General features: G+C 57.6%; 18 protein-coding genes and 3 pseudogenes. 11 read left to right on the top strand and 10 right to left on the bottom strand.

What is annotated here, in order from left to right:
- The first annotated feature begins 2 nt into the window (after nucleotides 1–2).
- The 6 genes and pseudogenes from MEB48_RS03385 to MEB48_RS03360 all read left to right on the top strand — a co-directional run bounded on the left by MEB48_RS03385 (nucleotide 3) and on the right by MEB48_RS03360 (nucleotide 1,865).
- Complete coding sequence (locus MEB48_RS03385; RefSeq protein ID WP_237881846.1) at nucleotides 3–233, top strand: hypothetical protein; 231 nt, start codon at nucleotides 3–5, stop codon at nucleotides 231–233.
- A 98-nt stretch (nucleotides 234–331) separates the two neighbouring features.
- Entirely contained in the window at nucleotides 332–652 is a 321-nt protein-coding gene (locus MEB48_RS03380; protein WP_237881844.1) for a phage holin, lambda family, read from the top strand.
- Nucleotides 653–662: 10 nt separating this feature from the next.
- Entirely contained in the window at nucleotides 663–857 is a 195-nt protein-coding gene (locus tag MEB48_RS03375; protein ID WP_237881841.1) for a DUF7940 domain-containing protein, read from the top strand.
- 71 nt (nucleotides 858–928) lie between these two features.
- Nucleotides 929–1,108 (top strand): hypothetical protein, encoded by a 180-nt coding sequence (locus MEB48_RS03370; protein ID WP_237881840.1) that lies wholly within the window; start codon nucleotides 929–931, stop codon nucleotides 1,106–1,108.
- A 41-nt stretch (nucleotides 1,109–1,149) separates the two neighbouring features.
- Nucleotides 1,150–1,368 (top strand): annotated as a pseudogene (locus tag MEB48_RS03365) (cell wall hydrolase); the annotation flags it as partial.
- Nucleotides 1,365–1,865 (top strand): lysis system i-spanin subunit Rz, encoded by a 501-nt coding sequence (locus MEB48_RS03360; RefSeq protein ID WP_237881838.1) that lies wholly within the window; start codon nucleotides 1,365–1,367, stop codon nucleotides 1,863–1,865. The pseudogene MEB48_RS03365 and the gene MEB48_RS03360, both read left to right, overlap by 4 nt.
- Here the strand turns inward: MEB48_RS03360 and MEB48_RS03355 are convergent.
- The 3 genes from MEB48_RS03355 to MEB48_RS03345 all read right to left on the bottom strand — a co-directional run bounded on the left by MEB48_RS03355 (nucleotide 1,841) and on the right by MEB48_RS03345 (nucleotide 4,113).
- A complete protein-coding gene (locus MEB48_RS03355) occupies nucleotides 1,841–2,359 on the bottom strand; it encodes a hypothetical protein (RefSeq protein ID WP_237881836.1) in 519 nt (172 codons plus the stop codon). The two genes, MEB48_RS03360 and MEB48_RS03355, sit on opposite strands and share 25 nt — an antisense overlap.
- A 307-nt stretch (nucleotides 2,360–2,666) precedes the next feature.
- Nucleotides 2,667–3,554, bottom strand: coding sequence for an RES domain-containing protein (locus tag MEB48_RS03350; RefSeq protein ID WP_237881834.1), 888 nt, complete (start codon nucleotides 3,552–3,554; stop codon nucleotides 2,667–2,669).
- A gap of 421 nt (nucleotides 3,555–3,975) precedes the next feature.
- The gene (locus MEB48_RS03345) at nucleotides 3,976–4,113 is read right to left on the bottom strand and encodes a hypothetical protein (RefSeq protein WP_237881832.1); all 138 of its coding nucleotides are present in this window, start codon (nucleotides 4,111–4,113) and stop codon (nucleotides 3,976–3,978) included.
- 894 nt (nucleotides 4,114–5,007) lie between these two features.
- Here MEB48_RS03345 and ltrA point away from each other — a divergent pair.
- Nucleotides 5,008–6,428 (top strand): annotated as a pseudogene (gene ltrA / locus MEB48_RS03340) (group II intron reverse transcriptase/maturase).
- A gap of 301 nt (nucleotides 6,429–6,729) precedes the next feature.
- Here ltrA and MEB48_RS03335 read toward each other — a convergent pair.
- The 5 genes from MEB48_RS03335 to MEB48_RS03315 form a co-directional block, all read right to left on the bottom strand.
- Complete coding sequence (locus MEB48_RS03335; protein ID WP_237881830.1) at nucleotides 6,730–7,707, bottom strand: 2-hydroxyacid dehydrogenase; 978 nt, start codon at nucleotides 7,705–7,707, stop codon at nucleotides 6,730–6,732.
- A 21-nt stretch (nucleotides 7,708–7,728) separates the two neighbouring features.
- Entirely contained in the window at nucleotides 7,729–9,027 is a 1,299-nt protein-coding gene (locus MEB48_RS03330) for an MFS transporter (protein ID WP_237881828.1), read from the bottom strand.
- A 99-nt stretch (nucleotides 9,028–9,126) separates the two neighbouring features.
- Nucleotides 9,127–10,113, bottom strand: a complete 987-nt coding sequence (locus MEB48_RS03325) for a sugar kinase (protein ID WP_237881826.1) — start codon at nucleotides 10,111–10,113, stop codon at nucleotides 9,127–9,129.
- Entirely contained in the window at nucleotides 10,106–10,888 is a 783-nt protein-coding gene (locus MEB48_RS03320; protein WP_237881824.1) for a sugar phosphate isomerase/epimerase family protein, read from the bottom strand. The genes MEB48_RS03325 and MEB48_RS03320 overlap by 8 nt, the downstream gene beginning before the upstream one ends.
- A gap of 83 nt (nucleotides 10,889–10,971) precedes the next feature.
- Nucleotides 10,972–11,997 (bottom strand): LacI family DNA-binding transcriptional regulator, encoded by a 1,026-nt coding sequence (locus tag MEB48_RS03315; RefSeq protein WP_330932687.1) that lies wholly within the window; start codon nucleotides 11,995–11,997, stop codon nucleotides 10,972–10,974.
- A 313-nt stretch (nucleotides 11,998–12,310) separates the two neighbouring features.
- On the opposite strand from MEB48_RS03315, the pseudogene MEB48_RS03310 reads away from it, so the two are divergent.
- From MEB48_RS03310 to MEB48_RS03295, 4 genes and pseudogenes are all read left to right on the top strand, one after another.
- Nucleotides 12,311–12,421 (top strand): annotated as a pseudogene (locus tag MEB48_RS03310) (serine dehydratase beta chain); the annotation flags it as partial.
- A gap of 11 nt (nucleotides 12,422–12,432) precedes the next feature.
- Nucleotides 12,433–13,440 (top strand): GlxA family transcriptional regulator, encoded by a 1,008-nt coding sequence (locus MEB48_RS03305; RefSeq protein ID WP_237881822.1) that lies wholly within the window; start codon nucleotides 12,433–12,435, stop codon nucleotides 13,438–13,440.
- Nucleotides 13,441–13,660: 220 nt separating this feature from the next.
- Entirely contained in the window at nucleotides 13,661–14,872 is a 1,212-nt protein-coding gene (locus tag MEB48_RS03300) for a M24 family metallopeptidase (RefSeq protein ID WP_237881820.1), read from the top strand.
- 205 nt (nucleotides 14,873–15,077) lie between these two features.
- Nucleotides 15,078–16,418: an MFS transporter gene (locus MEB48_RS03295; protein ID WP_237881818.1), complete on the top strand. Its 1,341-nt coding sequence runs from the start codon at nucleotides 15,078–15,080 to the stop codon at nucleotides 16,416–16,418.
- A 259-nt stretch (nucleotides 16,419–16,677) separates the two neighbouring features.
- Here MEB48_RS03295 and MEB48_RS03290 read toward each other — a convergent pair whose 3' ends face one another.
- Entirely contained in the window at nucleotides 16,678–17,694 is a 1,017-nt protein-coding gene (locus MEB48_RS03290) for a GlxA family transcriptional regulator (RefSeq protein WP_237881816.1), read from the bottom strand.
- Between the two features lie 308 nt (nucleotides 17,695–18,002).
- Nucleotides 18,003–19,397 carry a GABA permease gene (gene gabP / locus MEB48_RS03285; RefSeq protein ID WP_237882018.1) on the bottom strand — a complete coding sequence of 465 codons (1,395 nt, stop codon included), beginning with the start codon at nucleotides 19,395–19,397 and terminating at the stop codon, nucleotides 18,003–18,005.
- Nucleotides 19,398–19,450: the final 53 nt, after the last annotated feature.

The raw sequence follows: 19,450 nt of genomic DNA, 5'->3' as shown, positions 1-19,450 counted from the left end.
CAATGCTTGAAGTCATCCGCTGCAAACTTATCTGCCGCCACGTCGAGCCAGGTAGTGACGCAACCAATCCGCTGACCACGGTTCGATTTGATGGTGTGACCGAGCAAGAAGACACCATCTTCGGTAAGTACACGCCATGCGCGAACTTCTACGCCGCCATCGCTTCGAGCGTGGCCGAGAAGCTTGATGTCGGTACGGCGTACTACTTCGATATTCAAAAGGCTGACGCCTAAGCCCTATTCGGCACCCACGTCCCGTCTTTGCTCCGAGCGGATGAGGAAGGTGCGGATTGCCGGACCTATTCAGCTGCCCGACACCGGGACAACGAGACATGAAGATGCCCGAAAAAGACCCGACGTTTTGGGCATTGGTCCTGCTCGCCCTGAAAGAGAACGGCCTCGCCATGTCGCTGACCTTTGCCCTGACCTGGCTGCGTGTGCAGTACGACGGCAAAGAGCCCAGCCCGTGGCGAAAGCTCATCGAGGCCAGTCTCGGCGCCCTGATCGTTATGGTCGTGGGTCTGACCGTGAAGGAGTTCGGCCTGAGCATCGCCTGGTCATTCGCCACCGCTGGCTTCGTCGGTGTGCTGGGCGTTGAGCAGGTTCGGCAATTTGGTAGGAGCTGGGCCAAACGCAAATCCGAAAGCATCTGAGGGCACGACCATGCAACTGATCGACAACTGGAAACAAGCGCTGAGCATGACCAGCGTTCAGGCGGGCGGCGCCATTGCTGCCTTGGGTATCGCTGAACAGCTGATGCCGCAACTACAGTCCGTGCTGCCGCCGGTGGCCTATGGCGTTTTGGGTCTGCTGGTGATGATCGCCCGCGTGGTGCTGCAGCCGAAGCTGACCAAATAGGTGAGCGGTGATGGCGTGCACTGGATGCGCCGCCCGGCGCGAGTGGATTAAAAAGTGGAGTGCAGTTGCATATGAGCGGGCCCGCGACCTCCTTGTTGGAGCAGATGTTGATCGAGCAGCGGAAGCAGACCGAACTGCTGACGCAGATCGCGAACAACCAGATAGTGCTGATCCAGGCAATGGCTGAGACCGAGCCTGAAGACTCTGATGCACAGCCCCTCACGTACATGGATGGCACGCCATGCCGCTGAGGCCGCAGAAGCCATGCAACGCCCAGGGCTGCAATGTGCTGAACTATGCCTACCTGAGCGGTGCAAAGCCGATTCCGTTCCGAGAGTTCGCCCAGGCACAGATCGCCGCTGAACAGGTGATGACCGGCAAGGTTCCAGATCCCACTGGTGGGGCTACGCACTATTACGCGACGACTATGCAAAAGGCTCCGGACTGGTCCGTGCGCGCCAAGCAGACGCTGAAACTTGGGCATCACCTCTTCTTCAAGGATGTGCCATGAGCCAGGTGCCGTGGCGATTGATTGGTGTGTTGGCGTTGGTTCTGATCGCAGTCGGCGGTACTTGGCAAGTACAGGACTGGCGCTACGGCAAGCAACTCGCCGAACAGGCTAGCTTGCACAAGGACGATATGACCGCGATCAACAACGCTGCTTCTGACCAAATACGCACCGCTCAGGACAAGCGACTGGCGGTGGAGCAGCGCCTGTCAGCCAGCGAACAAACCCATTACAGGAAATTGAGCGATGCACAAAAAGATCAGGATCGCCTGCGTGATCGCCTTGCCACTTCTGATCTGCGGCTGTCAGTCCTCCTTACCGATTCAGTCGGCTGTTCAATGCCAACCGGCGCCGCAGCCGGCGGCGTGGTTCATGGAGGAGCACGCGCCAGACTTAACCCAGCGCATGCTCAACGAATTGTCGCCATCACCGACGCCGGTGACCAAGGACTAATTGCGTTGGCTGCGTGCCAGGCTTATGTCAGGGAGTTGAATCGCTGACCATCGATCAGAGCGCGGTTGATAGTCGCCAGCCTGATTGTTGATACTGGTTTTTTATCCAGTATCGAGCAAGAAATGCATTTCCTGATTGTGCCGATGAGAGAACGCGGCGTCGCCAGATCGAAAAGGGATATCGCCAGTGCCGATCCAATAAGGGCGATATCATTTTCTCCTGCGCCCCATCTGACCTTTTGAAGAGAACAGCCAATACCGCATCTCTGCGACACGGCGCCTGGCCAGGTGATGCGCCACCGCTTCGGCCGCTTCTTGATGCTCGATTGACCAGCATGGCAACGCTCGGCTTCACGCTGAGCGGTCTGGAAGAAGTCGATGGTGTTCTGTACGCACAGTCTTGGTATTGCAGGGAGGTTTAATTGTGTTTCGGTCGGCAGGACGCCAGAGAGGGAATGGATCTCATACCAATTTTTGTACCAATGCATGTGTTTCGAGGGTGTTTTGTGTGTGGCGTAGGGTAGGAAAACGCCAATAAACATTGGGGTTTTCCACTCAGAGGAACCCAGCAGAACCCATTTTTAATATTAGGAGTGCCTTAACGGCTGATCGAGCAGACGCCTGAAGCTGCGAATGAGTCGGTCCTTTTGGTCGAGAACGATTTCAAGACTGCCGTTTTTCCCAGCAATTCAGTGGCTGCCTCGAGGTTCGCCATGCAGGCCCTGGCTTTTTTAATTCAGCGGTCACTCGTCCCTCACATCGACAACTAAGCGTCAACGTCCGCTTGGTGTTCACAGTTAAGTATCCCGCTCAACGAAGTACCGAAGACTGCCACGCTGCGTTTGTTTTCTACGATGGATATATGGTAGTGCCGTCCTCGGAACGCGCTACCCACATGTTATTCTCAACGGTGAAAATTAAAGTCTCTCCGGGATTTATAGTCCATTGCGTCGGGCGGCCAAGCCATTTTATATGTTCATCTTCAAAGGTGGCGCTGAAATCGATCTCTCGCACGGTTCTTGACTCAGCTTGCCGTTCGGTAATCTCAATTGCACGGACATTGCAAAGCCGCAGACATGACTGTGCTACCGCCGCTTGAATTGCAATATTATCGGAGCGTGTGGTGTGTGCAACCGATGGGTATACAACAGCACCTAGGTTCAGCCCGTTCAACGAATCAGAAGGGTCGGAGGCGCCACAAGTGGAAAATCTCTCGGTTATAGCGGCAGTCACTTTATACTGTGCTGAAAACGTCTCATGAATAGGTTGGGCGAATCGCGTCTCAAAAAACGTCTCGATTTTTGTGAAGGCTGCATCCTCCTCCATTCCCGTGCCTGCTACGGGTGGAATTCGGAAGAAAAGGAACTCTCTATCAACAATCCATTTTGATAGATAAACTATATTGCCAATATTCGCATCCACTTCAGAAAATACTGCAGCGGGATCGACACTTGCATAGAACATTGGTCTGCCTGGACCATTGCAGCGCTGAAAACTTGTCACTAAGTCGGCGGGTGGACTACCTAGATAACTCACTTCGCTCGGCCTCTCGGAGTAAATTATCCCCCGATACAGCGTGGTTCCTACGGGCACAGAATGCGCCATCATGGGAATACCCTTGATCAGGACCCCCACTTGAGCTAGGAGATACTCGTAATCGATAGCATTCAGGTCGGCACGGTTTAATGCAGTGACTATTTCACGTACTTTGGTTGAGCTCGTGCGTTCAATAGTCATGTTCAGCATCTTAGAAAAGGCGAAGCGGCGATTTTAGTCGGTTTGGCTATATCAATGTCAAATGCTAGGGGTTGAAGGCGGTCAGGAGAGGGGAATTCACTGTCTAAAATTACCTCAGGCCATCTTGGTTTTATTGGCCCAAAACGAACCCAGTTGGCAGTTCGGTTTTAGACAGTGCTCGGGCGCAAGCCATGTTGTGCGGGGGCTGTAGCCGGCTTCCCCACTACTGCGGCGTGACCGCAACGTAATCGAGGATCGATCGCGTTGCGGTCACGCCAGGCGTACGTCAGAGACTCTTACTTTGTTAACAGTTTCTGGCCAAGCTTGTAAGCACCCCATCCCAATCCACCCACTACGGCCGCACCTCCGATGGCGCATGCCACGATTGGTAGTATGGCGGTGCTGGCTGCGGTGCCAGCTATCACAGCAACCCCGCCAGCCATTCCTGTTCCACCAGCTGCAACAGCTCCGCCGCCCGCGGCTGCAATTGCTGCTGTAGTAGTTGCGGCCGATGCTCCGGCCGCGATTGCGGCAGTTGCCGCAGCCTCTGCGGCTGCAACGCCTATAACGCCAACCCCATAAGCCGCTCCGAGACCGGCCCCGGCAGCTGCTCCTACGCCCACGGCGGCGACTTCACCAACTTGCTCTGTTTTCATATGACCTAGCAGCCTTTAGGACTCAAAATAGATAGCGATCATAGTGAAGGCTAATTGCTATCTTTCAAGGGGAGGCCTCACTATTTTTTTGTAGCGGGGACTTTGGAACTTGGGGGAGGAGGAAACGGTTGGCAGGACGCCGGGAGGGTTGTGCGCAAAACCTCCGCTGCAGGCCACGGTTTACCGTTTGCATAAGAACAAAAAAGCGGATGTTTTGCCACCCTTGAAAATGCCTATTATCCTTATAAAACAAGTGCTTAGATAGCTACAGCCCCCAGCATGGGGTGCTAGGGGTCGAGTGTTCGAATCACTCCGTCCCGACCATATTTTCAATGACTTAGCCCAACCTCCACAGGTTGGGCTTTTTCACGGTGCGCCAGGCATGGCGCGTTGCGCGCAAGCGCAACCCGCTTGGCTGTGGTGGCCAAGCGGGTGACTTGGAGGTGCAAGTCCTCTACACACCCGGCAAGGGGAAGTGTTAGCCAGAGGCAAGGGTGTCGCGGGTGACTGCGAATCTGAAGGAAGCCCGAGGCAAAATGCTGGCCTGACGAACAGGAAGCGGATTAGGCGGCGCAGCGGGGTAAGGTGGCCATGATCATTAAAGCCCGATACTTGCACGGAACGCTGTGACGTAGATCCGACAGGCATAAGCAGGAAGGTCGCGCGAATTACCCTGGGAGATCTGTGCGTTTGCCGATGTGCTACCGAACGTCGAGAGGCGACGGGATGAGCGTACAGAAGTCAGCCGAAGCCGTAGTAAGTGGCGGTTAACCGCGCCACCAAGGGCCGAACAGGTTATGCCGCCAGTAGGCGTCAGAGTCTCGTTGAATACCGAAATGCAGAAATTTCTCCCAGAGAAGACTGTTACTCCGAGTCCCGGACAGTATCCGAGGATGACGGCTGACAGCGCACAGGTATCGGCGGCGTCTGTGGCGTGGACGAACGCGGAGCCGGACACGCTGATGGCGCGGGTGCTTGCACCGGCCAACCTCAAGCGTGCGTATCAGCGCGTGGTCAGCAACAAAGGCGCACCGGGTGCCGATGGCATGACGGTCGACCAGCTGGCGGGCTACGTGAAACAGTATTGGCCGATCCTCAAGACTCGGCTGCTGGCCGGCGAGTATCACCCGCAAGGTGTACGCGCCGTCGACATCCCCAAACCCAAGGGGGTACACGGCAACTGGGTATCCCCAGCGTCGTGGATCGCCTGATCCAGCAGGCGCTGCTGCAACAGCTCACGCCAATCTTCGACCCTTTGTTTTCGGACTACAGCTACGGCTTTCGTCCGGGCAGAAGCGCTCACCAAGCCATCGAAACAGCCCGCGCCCATGTGGCAGCGGGTCACCGCTGGTGCGTGGAACTTGATCTGGAGAAGTTCTTTGATCGGGTCAACCACGATGTCCTGATGGCTTACGTGGCGCGTCAAATCGAAGACAAACGGGTGCTCACGCTGATCCGTCGTTATCTCGAAGCGGGGACGATGTCAGGCGGACTCGTCAGCCGACGGCAGGAAGGGACGCCGCAAGGCGGCCCGCTCTCGCCATTGCTGTCGAACATCCTGCTCAACGAACTCGACCGAGAATTGGAGCGGCGGGGTCATCGCTTCGTGCGCTATGCCGATGACGCCAACATTTATGTGCGTAGTCAACGGGCAGGCGCGCGAGTGATGGCCGGCGTTGAACGCTTCCTGAGCCAGCGCCTGAAACTGGTGCTGAACCGGGAAAAGAGCCGAGTTGCGGGGTCGTGGATGTGTGATTACTTGGGTTATGGGATGAGCTGGCATCAACAGCCAAGGTTGCGAGTGGCAACGCTGAGTCTGCGTCGCTTGCGCGACCGATTCAGGGATCTGCTGCGCGGAGCGCGGGGCCAGAAGCTGGCGAATGCCATCGAACGGATAAACCCCGTGCTGCGCGGCTGGGCTGGCTACTTCAAGCTAACTCAGAGCAGGCGGCCACTGGAGGAGCTTGACGGCTGGGTGCGACACAAACTTCGCTGCGTGATCTGGCGCCAATGGAAGCAGCCCTCAACGAGGGCGAGAAATCTGATGAGCTTGGGGCTCAGCGAAGCACGCGCCTGTAAATCAGCCTTCAATGGTCGCGGCCCATGGTGGAGCTCGGGGGCGCCTCATATGAATCAGGCGTTACCGAAGAAACTGTGGGACAACCTTGGTCTGGTCTCAATACTGGATACGATCAACCGGCTTAGCTGCATAACCTGAACCGCCGTATACGGAACCGTATGTACGGTGGTGTGAGAGGACGGCGGATGTAAATCCGCCTCCTACTCGATCCTGCAGAATTACTCCCACGGATATTCGCCCTGAACAATGCCCGCCCCCGCCCCGGCCAGAACGCCGTCATTGAGATCCTGCGCCTACCATGAAGGCATAATCCGTCGGAAAGGCCACCTAGAAACAGACGGCCTTATACACGAAAAGCAAGGGTTATACAGTTCACTCCGTGTTTGATTTGTGGCGTTCACAGATCAAATGTGGGAGCGAAGACGGCCTCCAGGCAACGTCAGGCCTTCCACGCCCGCACATTCACCAGATTCCCCGGGCGCCTACCCGCCAGCGCCGCTAACAGGTTGTCCACCGCGCATCTGGCCATGGCCTCCCGTGTTTCATGGGTGGCCGAGCCGATGTGTGGTGTCGCCACCACGTTGTTCAACTGCAGCAACGGCGAGTCCTGATTCAACGGTTCGCGTTCAAATACATCCAGTCCCGCCGCGCGAATCTGGCCCGCGCGCAAGGCTTCGATCAGCGCTGCTTCGTCCACTACCTTGCCCCGTGAAATATTGATGAAGATGCTCTCGGGACGCATCAGGGCGAACTGTTCTGCGCCGATCAGCCCTGCGGTTTGCGCGGTCAGCGGCAACGTCAGGCAAACGAAATCGGCCTGTTGCAACAGCTCCGGCAGGCTTCGATAGTGCGCATTGAACCGCCGTTCCACCGCCGGTTTCGGTGACTGGCTGTGATAAATCACCGGCATGCCAAACCCGAAATGCCCGCGCTGCGCGAGGGCCTCACCAATGCGGCCCATGCCAATGATGCCCAGGGTTTTACCGTGCACGTCGCTGCCGAAATGCGTGGGGCCGATGTTGCGGGTCCAATTGCCTTCGCGAATCATGTTTGCCAATTCCACTACGCGCCGGGCCGTTGCCAGGATCAGTGCGAAACCGGTGTCGGCGGTGGTTTCTGTCAATACATCCGGCGTGTTGCTGAGCAGGATGCGCCTCTCGGTCAGGTATCCGATGTCGTAGTTATCGACACCCACCGAGACGCTGGCAATGGCTTGGAGGTTGGGTGCCAGATCGAGCAATTCGGCATCCAGCTTCAGGCTGGCACCCAGCAAACCATGGGCGCGGGGCAGGGCATCGCGTAGTTTGGCCAGACCCTGGGCATCAAGGTTTTCGATCAGCGTCACTTCGGTCTGCTCGTGCAGACGAGCCATCAGCAGCGGCGAGAGTTTCTTGTACAGGACGACCTGCTTTTTCATCTTTGAGATCTCAACTTCAATTCAGGAATGTGCCGTTGCGGTGCGCGTTACTGTGGCCGTGGGCCGCTCCCGATCGCTGGCGCCGGGCTTGAGGCAAATGGTCAGCAATACCGAAAACATCAGTGCGCCGCTCATCAACAGGTACGAGGCGCCGGGCGAGCCGGTGGAGCTGTTCAGGTAACCGACCAGATAGGAGCCGCCAAAGGAACCGAGGGCGCCCATGCTGTTGATCAGCGCCATGGCGCCGCCCGCGACGTTGGCCGGGAGGATCTCCGGAATGATTGCGAAGAACGGTCCGTAAGGCGCGTACATGCAGGCGCCGGCAATCACCAGCAAGGTGTAGGACCACCAGAAGTGTTCGGCACCCAAGGCGTAGGAGCCATAGAAGGCAATCGAGGCAATCAGCAGTGGCGGCCAGACGAAACGTTTACGTTTTTGCAACTTGTCCGAACCCCAGGACACCAGCAGCATGCCGATCACCGCCGCCAGGTACGGCAGCGCCGACAGCCAGCCGGCCTGCACCATGTCCATCTGCGCACCGGCCTTGAGGATCGACGGCAGCCACAACACGAAGCCGTACACGCCAATACTCCAGCAGAAGAACTGCAGTGCCAGGATGATCACTTTGGGTGAACGGAACGCTTCGGCGTAGTTCTTCACGGCCTTGATGCCAACCTGTTCGGCGGCCAGTGCGCTTTCCAGGTCCTGTTTTTCCTGATCGTTGAGCCACTTGGCTTGTGACGGACGATCATCGGCCAGGCGCCACCAGATGAATGCCCATAACACCGCTGGCAAACCTTCGACGATAAACATCCAGCGCCAGCTGTAATGCTGCACCAGATAGCCCGAGACCACCGACATCCACAGCATGGTCACCGGGTTGCCGAGGATCAGGAAGGTGTTGGCCCGCGAGCGTTCGGCGCGGGTGAACCAGTGGCACAGGTAGATCAGCATCGCCGGCATCACTGCGGCTTCGACCACGCCGAGCATGAAGCGGATAACGATCAGCCAGTAGGCATTGGAGACAACCCCGGTCAACGTCGCCAGGCTGCCCCAGAGGATCAGGCTGACGAAAATCAGCTTCTTCACACTGTGTTTCTGCGCGTAGATCGCGCCGGGTACCTGGAAGAAAAAGTAGCCGAGGAAGAACAGCGCGCCGAGCATCGACGACAGGCCTGGCGTGATCATCAGGTCTGCCGCCATGCCGGACGCGGCGGCAAACCCATAGTTGGCGCGATCCAGATACGCCAGGCTGTAGGTGATGAACACGATGGGCATGATGTACCACCAGCGGCGGGTGGCGAGCGTTGCGGTTTTCATGGTGGTGCTCCTGAGCTTGTTGTTTTTGTCGCAGCAGGTAACGGTTTGAATCTTCGGTGCCTTTACTGGCCTCATCGCGAGCAGGCTCGCTCATCGGATCTACGTTCGACACATATCCCCTGTGGGAGCGAGACTGCTCGCGATGGCGGCCTCAAATTCGCTGACCATTTCGGATCGGGTCGGCAACCCCTCCATATCCCCCCGGCTCTGCACCGCCCGGCTGCCAATCCAGTTGGCGCATTTCACGGCCTCGGCAACGCTTTGCTTTTCCAACAGCGCGCTGATCATGCCGACGGCAAAACCATCGCCAGCGCCCACCGTATCGACCACTGTTCGCACTGGTACGCCAGCCACGAAACCTTGATCAAGATGTGTGCGGTAGAAAGCCCCGTGTGGGCCAAGCTTGATCGCCACGGCCTCGGCGCCCTGGTCAAGGTAGAAGGCGGCGATGTCGGCCGGTTCTTCGAACCCGGTCAACAAGCGACCTTCGCTCAACCCCGGCAGCACCCAATGGGCGAGGGCGGCGAGGCGGTTGATCTCGGTGATCATTTGTCGTTCGCTGGCCCACAGGCTCGGGCGCAGGTTCGGGTCGAAGGACACACTGCGCCCGGCCTCGCGCATGCGGGTCATCAACTCGAACGACATTTGCCGCGCCGACTCCGACAGCGCCGGGGGAATGCCGGTGGCGTGCAGATGTCGGGCCTTGAGCAATTCGGGCATGATCGAGTGCGGCGACAGGTGACTGGCCGCCGAATCACGGCGGAAGTACTCGACCACCGGATCGCTTCCATCGTCGGTGCGGGATTTGAGTTGAAAACCGGTCGGGTGGGCGGCGTCGATGTCGACGTGGCGGCAATCCAGGCCTTCTTTTTCCAGGGTGTCGACCACGAACCGGCCTAACGAGTCGGCACCGACACGACTCAGCCATGCCACGTTGAAACCCAATCGGGAAAGGCCAATGGCGACATTGCTGTCAGCCCCGGCAATGCGTTTGTGGAAAGCGCCGACACAGGCCAGATCACCAGCCTGTTCAGCGACGAACATCGCCATGGTCTCGCCGAAGGACAGAATATCGATCTCAGACATGAGCACTCTCCAGCTGCGATTGGCCGAGGTGGGCGAGGGCGGTGACGTGCTCGGTAGTCAGTTGCACCAGGTCATCGCCTTGCAGCGGATATTCCGCGGCCCGCATAACGCCCTGGGCCATGTGCTGCAGCAGGTGTTCCCACTGTTGCAGGTCACTGACGGCGGGCGGGACGGCGACCAGTTTGCCGTCGGCACGGCGCGTGACCGCTTTGCAATGCACATAACCGACGTGACGACCGAGCAACCGGGCAGCACTGGCGGCGGACTGGTCCTGCCAGTGCCAATTGCCGATATCGAAAGTCATTTTTATCGGCAATTTATGCTGTTCGATCTCTGCGAAAAAACGCTGGAAGGGTTCAATGCGGCCGCCCTGCAGGGTCTGGTCGTTTTCCACCAGCAACTGCACGGCGCTTTCGCCCAGCACTCGGGTGAGGGTTTGCAGATCGCTGTTGTCGGTGAAATAGCCCAGTGACACCTTCAGCCATTTGGCGCCGAACGCCCGGGCACGTTGCAGGGCCGTGACCAGCTCGGGATTGGGCCTGGATTGACCGGCCAGCCATAGCTCCATCGGCGATGAGTACACGCTCTGCAGGCCTTGTGCTTGAGTGGCATCGGCCAGTTGAGCGGGGTCTTCGATGGTCAGTAATTCTTCGCGCCACTCAATGCCCGTGGCGCCGGCGGCGGCGAGAATCTCGATGAAACTGCCCTGGCCGCGTTGACGCACAAGATCGGCACCGTAGCTTGAAAGGCTGATGGAAACGGCTGGTTTGTTCATTGTTTTTCTACCTCTGAAACCGGTTTCATTTTTGTTCAAAAAAAATGGCTATGAATTCGTGCTGCTCTTCAGGGCCATTCCAGTCACCTGAAAACACCAAGGGTCGACCCCCGCACAATCAGCCGCGCGGAAAAATCCAGCATCCGTACCGCCCCGTCATCCCCGCGCAGTCGCTTGAGCAGACACTCAAATGCACTGGCGCCCATCTCGGTGGTCGGCTGCGCGAGAGCGGTAATGCCGCTGCCCACCAACGGGTACCAGTCCAGGTCATCGAGGGCGATCAAGCCCACGTCATCGAACAGATTGCACTTGAGTTCACGCAACGCATGGGTGCTGGCCAGCGCCGCAATTCCGTTCGCGCAAAATAGCGCCTTCGGGCCGGGGCCAGGCATGTCGAGGAAGGCTTTCAATTGTGCGCTCAGTTCGCTGCCGGTTTCGATGTGAGTGCCGCGAAGCGCCGGGCGTTGCTCGATTTGCGCCTTGAAGCTGCTGACCCGTTCGATCCGCGAACTGGTGCCATCAAGCGGCTCGGTCACCAGCAACACATCGCGGTAACCGCGTTCTTCAAGGTGGTTGAGGCCCATGTCGATGGCCTGCGGGTTATTCAGCCCGACCATATCGCTTTCAAGCTGCTCCACCTTGCGATCCATCAGCACCAAGGGCATTTCCCGGTGCAGGTCGTGCAACTCGTCACGGTGATGACCGAGGGTGTTCACGATCAAGCCTTCGATGTTGTACGAACGCAGCAGGGCCAGGTGCTGGCGCTCTTGCTCGTCATCGCGATCGGTGTTGCACACCACCAGGCTATAGCCGTGCTGACGGCACGCGGTTTCCACTCCGTGCATCACGGCAATGGAATAAGGGTTGCGGATATCGGCCACCAGCATGCCGATCAGGCGGGTACGCCCGCGTTTCAGGCCGCGGGCCATCTGGTTCGGGCGATAGCCGAGTTCGGCAATTGCCTGTTCGATGCGCTGAGCAATGGCATCGGAAAGCAGGGCACGATCATCGCCAATGAACCGCGAAACGCTGGCCTTGGAGACCTTGGCGTGTTTGGCCACGTCGAGCATGGTCACGCGGCTGCGCTGGGCGGCGGAAAAATCGTTCACGGTCTGAAACCTTCTTATTGGATTTATCAGGTCGGGTACATTTAATACATTGCTGAAACCGGTTTCAGGAAACAATAAAAAAAATGCGCCGTCAAGGGAGTGTTCACGTAGATACGGTTAGATCGACGGCCGGCGATCAGATCAGCACACTCAGTCAGGTTGAAACCGGCAACAACAAGGCCCGAGCAATACATCCAGCTCGCCATAGGTAGTGACGAGCACTTAGGAGTCGATATCTGACACGCCTTGATGATTCCTGACGCCGACAATCGGGTGAATTCCTGACACCTTTTATGCGGCGCGGAGATCGACGATGGCTATCAGTGTTTTTGACTTGTTCAAGATTGGTGTCGGCCCCTCCAGCTCCCATAGCGTCGGCCCGATGCGTGCCGGGGCTTTGTTTGTCGAGTATCTTGACCAACGGGGGAGTGGAACATGCTGCAATTGACCGAGTCTGGCCGACCACAACCGCCGATGCTGCGTATTGGTTTCTGGTTGATGGAAGCCTTCGATTTGTATGCCCTTGCCAATGCGCTGGAGCCATTGCGCCAGGCCAATCAGTTGGCGGGGTGCAATGTTTGCCAATGGCAAATGCTTAGCCTGGACGGACAGCAACTGAACGCCAGCAACGGCATCGCAACCGCCACTGCACGACTGGATCAGGCACAAATGTTCGATGTATTAATCCTCTGCGGTGGGGATAACCTGCATCTTCAAACTGAATATCCAGCCTTGCTCCAGCAACTGAACTACTGGGCGAGGCAACCGATCAGCCTGGGAGCGTTGGGTAAGGCCGGTTGGCTGCTGGCGCAGATTGGCGCGCTGGATGGTTTCCGCTGCAGCTTGCCGGAGCCCAGCCCATCACTGACCTTTGCTGCTTTTCGCAAGTTGACGCCGGTAGCAGCACCGTTCTGTGTCGATCGCCAACGTCTGACCTGCGTCGGCCCACAGGCTGTTCAAGGGTTGATGCACGAGCTTCTCGCCCGGACCCACGGTCGTGGTCTGATACTGCGGATGGAAAAACACGCAGCACGCCAGGCCCGGCCGCTACTTCCCCTGCATGACGCCCCGGAAAAACTTCAAGCAACACTGGCATTGATGAACGAGCACTTGCGCCGAACGCTGGGTATCGACGAACTGGCCGACACCATGGGCATTTCCCGGCGACATCTGGAACGGCTGTTCAAGTGCAGTCTGGGTTGTTCGCCGTCCCGACATTACTTGGACTTGCGGCTGCAACAGGCGCGGCAGTTGTTGCGGGCCGGTGAACATTCTTTGTCAGATGTCGCCGGGGAGTGCGGTTTCGTCTCGGTGCAACATTTCTTCCGCTGCTATCGCCAGTACTTCGGAGCACACCCTCGCGATCATATGGGCGCGAGCTTGCTCACGAAGGCGCAGAATCAGCGGGTAGCAATGTTGAACGCACCGGCACTCCCGCACTGACTGCGTTGCCAATGCCTCCGCCAAGCGGCTTTTACCCCGCTTGCCGGGGGCATTTTTGTTTCTGCCGGGGGGCTCGGGGACCACATTCGCAAACAGCGGATATGACCAATTACAGGTCGGATTCGCGCAAAAAACCTCACCTTGCATCTGTTCGAATGATCTTCAGCGGCCCGCCAGATTGGCGCCTTCTGTAGCTCAAACAATGACAAGGATAAATGACATGCAAATGCCGAAAACCATCCAGATCAAGAACGGCGAAAAAGTGAACCCGACGTTCTCGGCTCAGGAATATGCCAACCGCCAGGCCAAATTGCGGGCTTATCTGGCGCAGAACAATATCGACGCGGCAGTCTTCACCTCTTATCACAACATCAACTACTACAGCGATTTCCTGTACTGCTCCTTCGGGCGTCAGTACGCGCTGGTCGTGACCCAGGACAGCGCCGTGACCATCAGCGCCAACATCGATGGCGGTCAGCCATGGCGCCGTACCGTCGGCACTGAAAACATCGTCTACACCGACTGGCAACGCGACAACTACTTCGTGGCGATCCAGCAGGCCTTGCCGAAGGCCGGGCGCATCGGCATCGAGTTCGATCATCTGAACCTGCTCAATCGCGACAAACTCGCCAGCCGCTATCCGCGGGCTGAGCTGGTGGATATCGCCGCACCGTGCATGCGTATGCGCATGATCAAGTCCGCTGAAGAGCACGCGATCATTCGTCATGGTGCACGCGTGGCTGACATCGGCGGTGCGGCCATCGTCGAAGCCTTGCGTGATCAGGTTCCAGAATACGAAGTAGCCCTGCATGCCACTCAGGCGATGGTGCGTGAAATCGCCCGCACCTTCCCGGATTCCGAATTGATGGACACCTGGACCTGGTTCCAGTCCGGTATCAACACCGATGGCGCACACAATCCGGTGACCTCGCGCAAGGTCAACAAGGGCGACATCCTCAGCCTAAACTGCTTCCCGATGATTGCCGGTTACTACACCGCACTGGAACGTACCTTGTTCCTGGACCACTGCTCCGATGAGCATCTGCGTTTATGGGAAGTTAACGTCAAAGTGCACGAGGCGGGTCTGAAGCTGATCAAACCAGGCATGCGCTGCTGCGATATCGCGCTGCAATTGAACGAGATTTTCCTGGAACACGATCTGCTTCAATACCGCACCTTCGGCTACGGCCACTCCTTCGGCACGCTGAGCCATTACTACGGGCGCGAAGCCGGGCTGGAATTGCGCGAAGACATCGACACGGTGCTGGAACCAGGGATGGTGGTGTCCATCGAACCGATGATCATGCTGCCCGAAGGCCTTCCAGGTGCCGGCGGTTATCGTGAGCACGACATCCTGATCGTCAACGAGCAGGGCGGGGAAAACATCACCAAATTCCCGTATGGTCCGGAACACAACATCATCAAGAAGTAAGACCTCGCGCCGCACAGTGAACCTGTGCGGCGTTTCTTTTTGAGGAATGGTTGTGTACTAGCGAAAAAATAACGTATGCACGCTAAAAAACGCGCAGCATCTACTGAACCTTAACCCTGCCAAGTAAAACAATAGAGGGTTTTGTCATGTTCTACGTCCCGACGCTTTACCTCGATAACGGCGCCTCTAACACCGGAGGTGCCCAATGAGCACTCAAAACGCAAACCTGACGCTGACCATGGCGCAGAAACTTGAACAAACGGCCGAGCGCAAGGCCCTGCGACGCGCAGCCAGTGCCAGCTTCATGGGTAACTTTGTCGAATGGTTCGACTATGCGGCCTACGGCTATCTGGCCACGATCATCGCACTGACGTTTTTTCCGCAAACCGACAAGACCACTGCGCTACTGGCGACTTTCGCCGTATTCGCGCTGTCGTTTATCGTCCGCCCACTTGGCGGGCTGGTCTGGGGTCACTTCGGTGACAAATACGGGCGGCGCAGTGCGCTGTCCTGGTCGATTCTGATCATGTCGGTCTCGACCTTTTGCATCGGCATCCTGCCGACCTACAACCATATTGGCCTGTGGGCTCCGGCCTTGCTGTTACTGATTCGCTTGTTCCAAGGCTTCTCTGCTTCAGGTGAATACGCCGGGGCATCGGCCTTTCTCGCCGAGTATGCACCCGAGGGCAAACGCGGTTTGTACACCAGCATTGTCCCGGCGAGTACGGCGGCTGGTTTGCTCTTCGGCGCGGTCTTTGTCGCCGGCCTGCATGCGTGGATGAGTGTCGAGGATCTGCATAGCTGGGGCTGGCGTTTACCCTTCCTGCTGGCAGCGCCATTTGGGCTGGTGGGGCGCTACATCCGCATGAGTTTGCAAGACACACCCAAGTTTCTGGAGATGGAAAAACGCCTTGAGGCGAAGGAATTCGCAACCCACGCTCCGGTGCGTGAATTGCTGACCGTACACCGACGCAGCGTGATGATCGGGATCGGCGTGACCTGCCTGAATGCCGTAGCGTTTTACCTGTTGCTCAGCTATATGCCCACCTATCTGTCCACTGAAATGGGCATGAGCGAGAGTGATTCGTTCCTGGCATCCACGGTGTCGCTGGCGACCTATATCGGGCTGATTTTTCTGATGGGCAAGCTGTCGGATCGGTTCGGCCGCAAAACCATGTTGCTGACCGCTTCGGTATTCTTCCTGGCGCTGACATTTCCGCTGTTCGGGATGTTGGAGAATCAGCCGCTGATTGTGATTCTGATGATCCAGATTGCTTTCGGCGCAATACTGGCGATGAACGACGGTACCTTGCCGTGCTTCCTCGCCGAGATATTCCCCACCCGCGTCCGCTTCAGTGGTTTTGCCTTCAGTTTCAACATCGCCAATGCCGTGTTCGGCGGCACCGCGCCGTTTATCGCGACCTGGCTGATCCAACTGACCGGCAACAAAATGGCCCCGGCCTGGTATCTGCTGGCTGCAGCGGCGATAGCTTTGATTGCCATGTTGGCGAGCCGGGAAACTGCGCATAAAGCCTTACAGGATTGACCCGCACTCGACATGAAACACAACCAGCCCGCGATGGTGACATTGCCGACGCCATCGCGGGCAAGCCCCAACGCCTGTCAGTTAAGCCGCGAAACCCTGTAGGAGCGAGCTTGCTCGCGAAAGCGGTAGGTCAGGTGACATCAATGTTGGCTGTACTGCCGTCTTCGCGAGCAAGCTCGCTCCTACAGGAATTTCGCTTAACTGACCGGCATTGGGGCTTGCCCGGGAAGAGACCAGCCTGGCCAACATCAATGTCGAATCAATGCACCGCAGCCACTTGCTTACGTTCACCAATAGGCGATACGCCGAAGAAACGGCTGTAGCACTTGGAAAAGTGCGCCGGGGAAACGAAGCCGCAGGCGAGGGCGATATCACGTACCTGCGATTCGCTGCGCAGCAGTAATTGTCGCGCCCGTGCAAGGCGCAATTCCAGGTAGTACTGGCTCGGCGTGCGTTGCAGGTGCTTGTGAAACAGGCGCTCCAGCTGGCGCACCGATACCTCGTTCAACCGCGCGAGTTCCTCAAGGCCCACCGGCTCCTCGAGATTGGCTTCCATGATCGCCACCATCTGACTGAGCTTGGGCTGCGAGGTGCCCAGCTTTTGCCGCAATGGCACACGCTGTTGCTCCTTTGCCCCCCGTACCCGATCGCACAACAGCAACTCAGCTGCATGGTCTGCAATGTCCCGGCCACCGGGTTCGCGGGCAATCAGCTGCAGGGTCATGTCCATAGAGGCCACGCCACCGGAGCAGGTGTAGCGATCACGGTCCAGCTCAAACAGCTGGTTGGAAATGATAATCCCCGGGAAACGCTCCTTTAGTGCTTCGATATCTTCCCAGTGAATCGTGCAGCGATAGCCCTTGAGCAAATCGGCGCGTGCCAACAAGTGACTCCCCGTGCAAATCCCGCCCAGCGGCACTTGATCGTGCGCCAACTTGCGCAGCCAGTTGAGCAGTGGTCGGCTGCTGTGATTGGAGACGATCGGGTTTGAACCGACAACGAACAGCATGTCGAGTCTGGGTGCATCGGTGATGGTATGGTCAGGCAGGATGCGCATGCCATTGCTGGCCGTAACCGGGTCCAGGCTGGCTGCGATGATGACCGTGCGGAACATCGGTTTGCGTGCGGCCAGATTGGCCATGCGCAGTGTTTCCACGGCGGAGGCGAAGCCGATGGTGGTGAAGTTGGGGATGACCAGAAAACCCACGGTTTTCACTGGATTCAGTTCATTCGCCGAACGTCCTGCGGAGGTTTTCGCCGCCTGGAATTTCGCCATTATTACCGCTCCTCAACTGCATCAGTGACATGCTCCACGGCAAGCTGCCGAAACGGGCAACGTCATCTCGTTTTTATGATTGTAAGCCCTGTTGACAGGCTTCAGGATTTTACACTGTGTGTCCGGTCAATAGACCGTGACGAAAGGGATAAGCACGCAAGATGCCATGAGTCTCGATTGGCTGGAGGAGGGTAGAAAACGTGGGGAGTCAGGCATGAGTGATCAACAAAAAAAACCGGCCAGCTCCGTGGTGGAGAGCGGCCGGAAAGAGGTGAACGAGGATGAGTGTTGCTATCGTGGATAGCGCTTCAAGCGTTTTCGGTTCGTGCGATGTCGACGGCTTGCACTGTCTTCTTCCTGGAGTTGAAGATTGCACCCATACAGACGATGGACAGTGTCAGCGCACCCGTCGCAACCACTTCCATGCGGTGCTGCGGCAAGATCAGCATGACCACCAGGATGCTCAAGATACAGGCAATGACCAGATAGCTGAGCCAGGGGAAAAACCACATCTTGAACGCGATCGGTTGCCGCGAAGCATTCATCTTTCTGCGCAGTACCAGTTGCGAAACAGCGATGGCCAGATAGACCAGCAGCGCAACGGCCCCAGAGCTGGCCAGGAGGAAGGAGAAGACTTCGTTGGGTGCAAAGTAATTGAGTGCCGTGGTCAGAAAACCGACCGCTGTGCTGGCCAGCACCGCGATATAAGGCACCCCTGAAGACGACGTCTTCTGCAGTACTCGAGGACCATCACCGCGTTTGCTCAGGGAGTAGACCATGCGTGAGGCGGTATAGATGGCTGAGTTGAGGCAGCTGGCTACAGCAATCAGCACGACGATATCGACGATCATTTTCGCGTGTGGAATGTTCATCAACTCGAGCGCCCTCTGATAAGAGCCGACTTCCATGAGCATGGGGTCGTTCCAGGGGACGATGGAGATGATGAGGAATACCGAGACGATATAGAAAATCCCCATTCGCCAGACGACGGAATTGGTCGCGCGGGTGATCTGTTTGGAGGGGTTCTGCGATTCCGCAGCGGCAATGGTGACGATTTCCGTGCCCATGAAACTGAACACTGTAGTGAGCATCGCACCGATAACGGCGGTCATGCCATTGGGCATGAAACCTCCGAACTCATGACTGAGTTGAACGACCCCACTCACCGTCGTATCCGGTAATCCGCCCACCAGGGCAAGCGCGCCAAGCGCGATAAACCCCAGAACCGCGATGACTTTGAGCATGGCGAACCAGAACTCGAACTCCCCGTACCGGGCGACACTGAACAGGTTGGTCAATGTCAGCAGGCCGGTGACCGCTATGGCGAACTCCCAGGTCTGAATGGCGGGAAACCAGGCGTGCAGGATGGCGGCAGCGGCGATGGCTTCAATCGGAATGACCAGTACCCAGAACCACCAGTACAGCCAGCCGATGGTGAAGCCGGCGCTGCGTCCCATCGCCCGCTCGGCGTAGGTCGAAAACGATCCTGTATCGGGCGATGCGACGGCCATTTCTCCCAGCATGCGCATCACCAGCACGACCAGGGTGCCGGAAAAAATGTACGCCAGAATCGCGGCGGGTCCCGCCGAGGCGATGGCGTGTCCTGAACCGATGAACAGGCCGGCGCCAATGGCACCGGCAATGGACAGCATGGTGACGTGACGCTGCTTGAGGCCTGGGGCCAAGGTTGAGCTGCTGGACATGAGACTTACCCTTTTTATTTTACTTGGGGAGGGTGAAGCAATAACCGTGAGTA

This window comes from Pseudomonas sp. PGPR40 (assembly GCF_022014505.1).
Taxonomy (GTDB): Bacteria; Pseudomonadota; Gammaproteobacteria; order Pseudomonadales; family Pseudomonadaceae; genus Aquipseudomonas.
The sequence above is the reverse complement of the archived record's forward strand: the minus strand, read 5'-3'. Positions and strand labels throughout refer to the sequence as shown.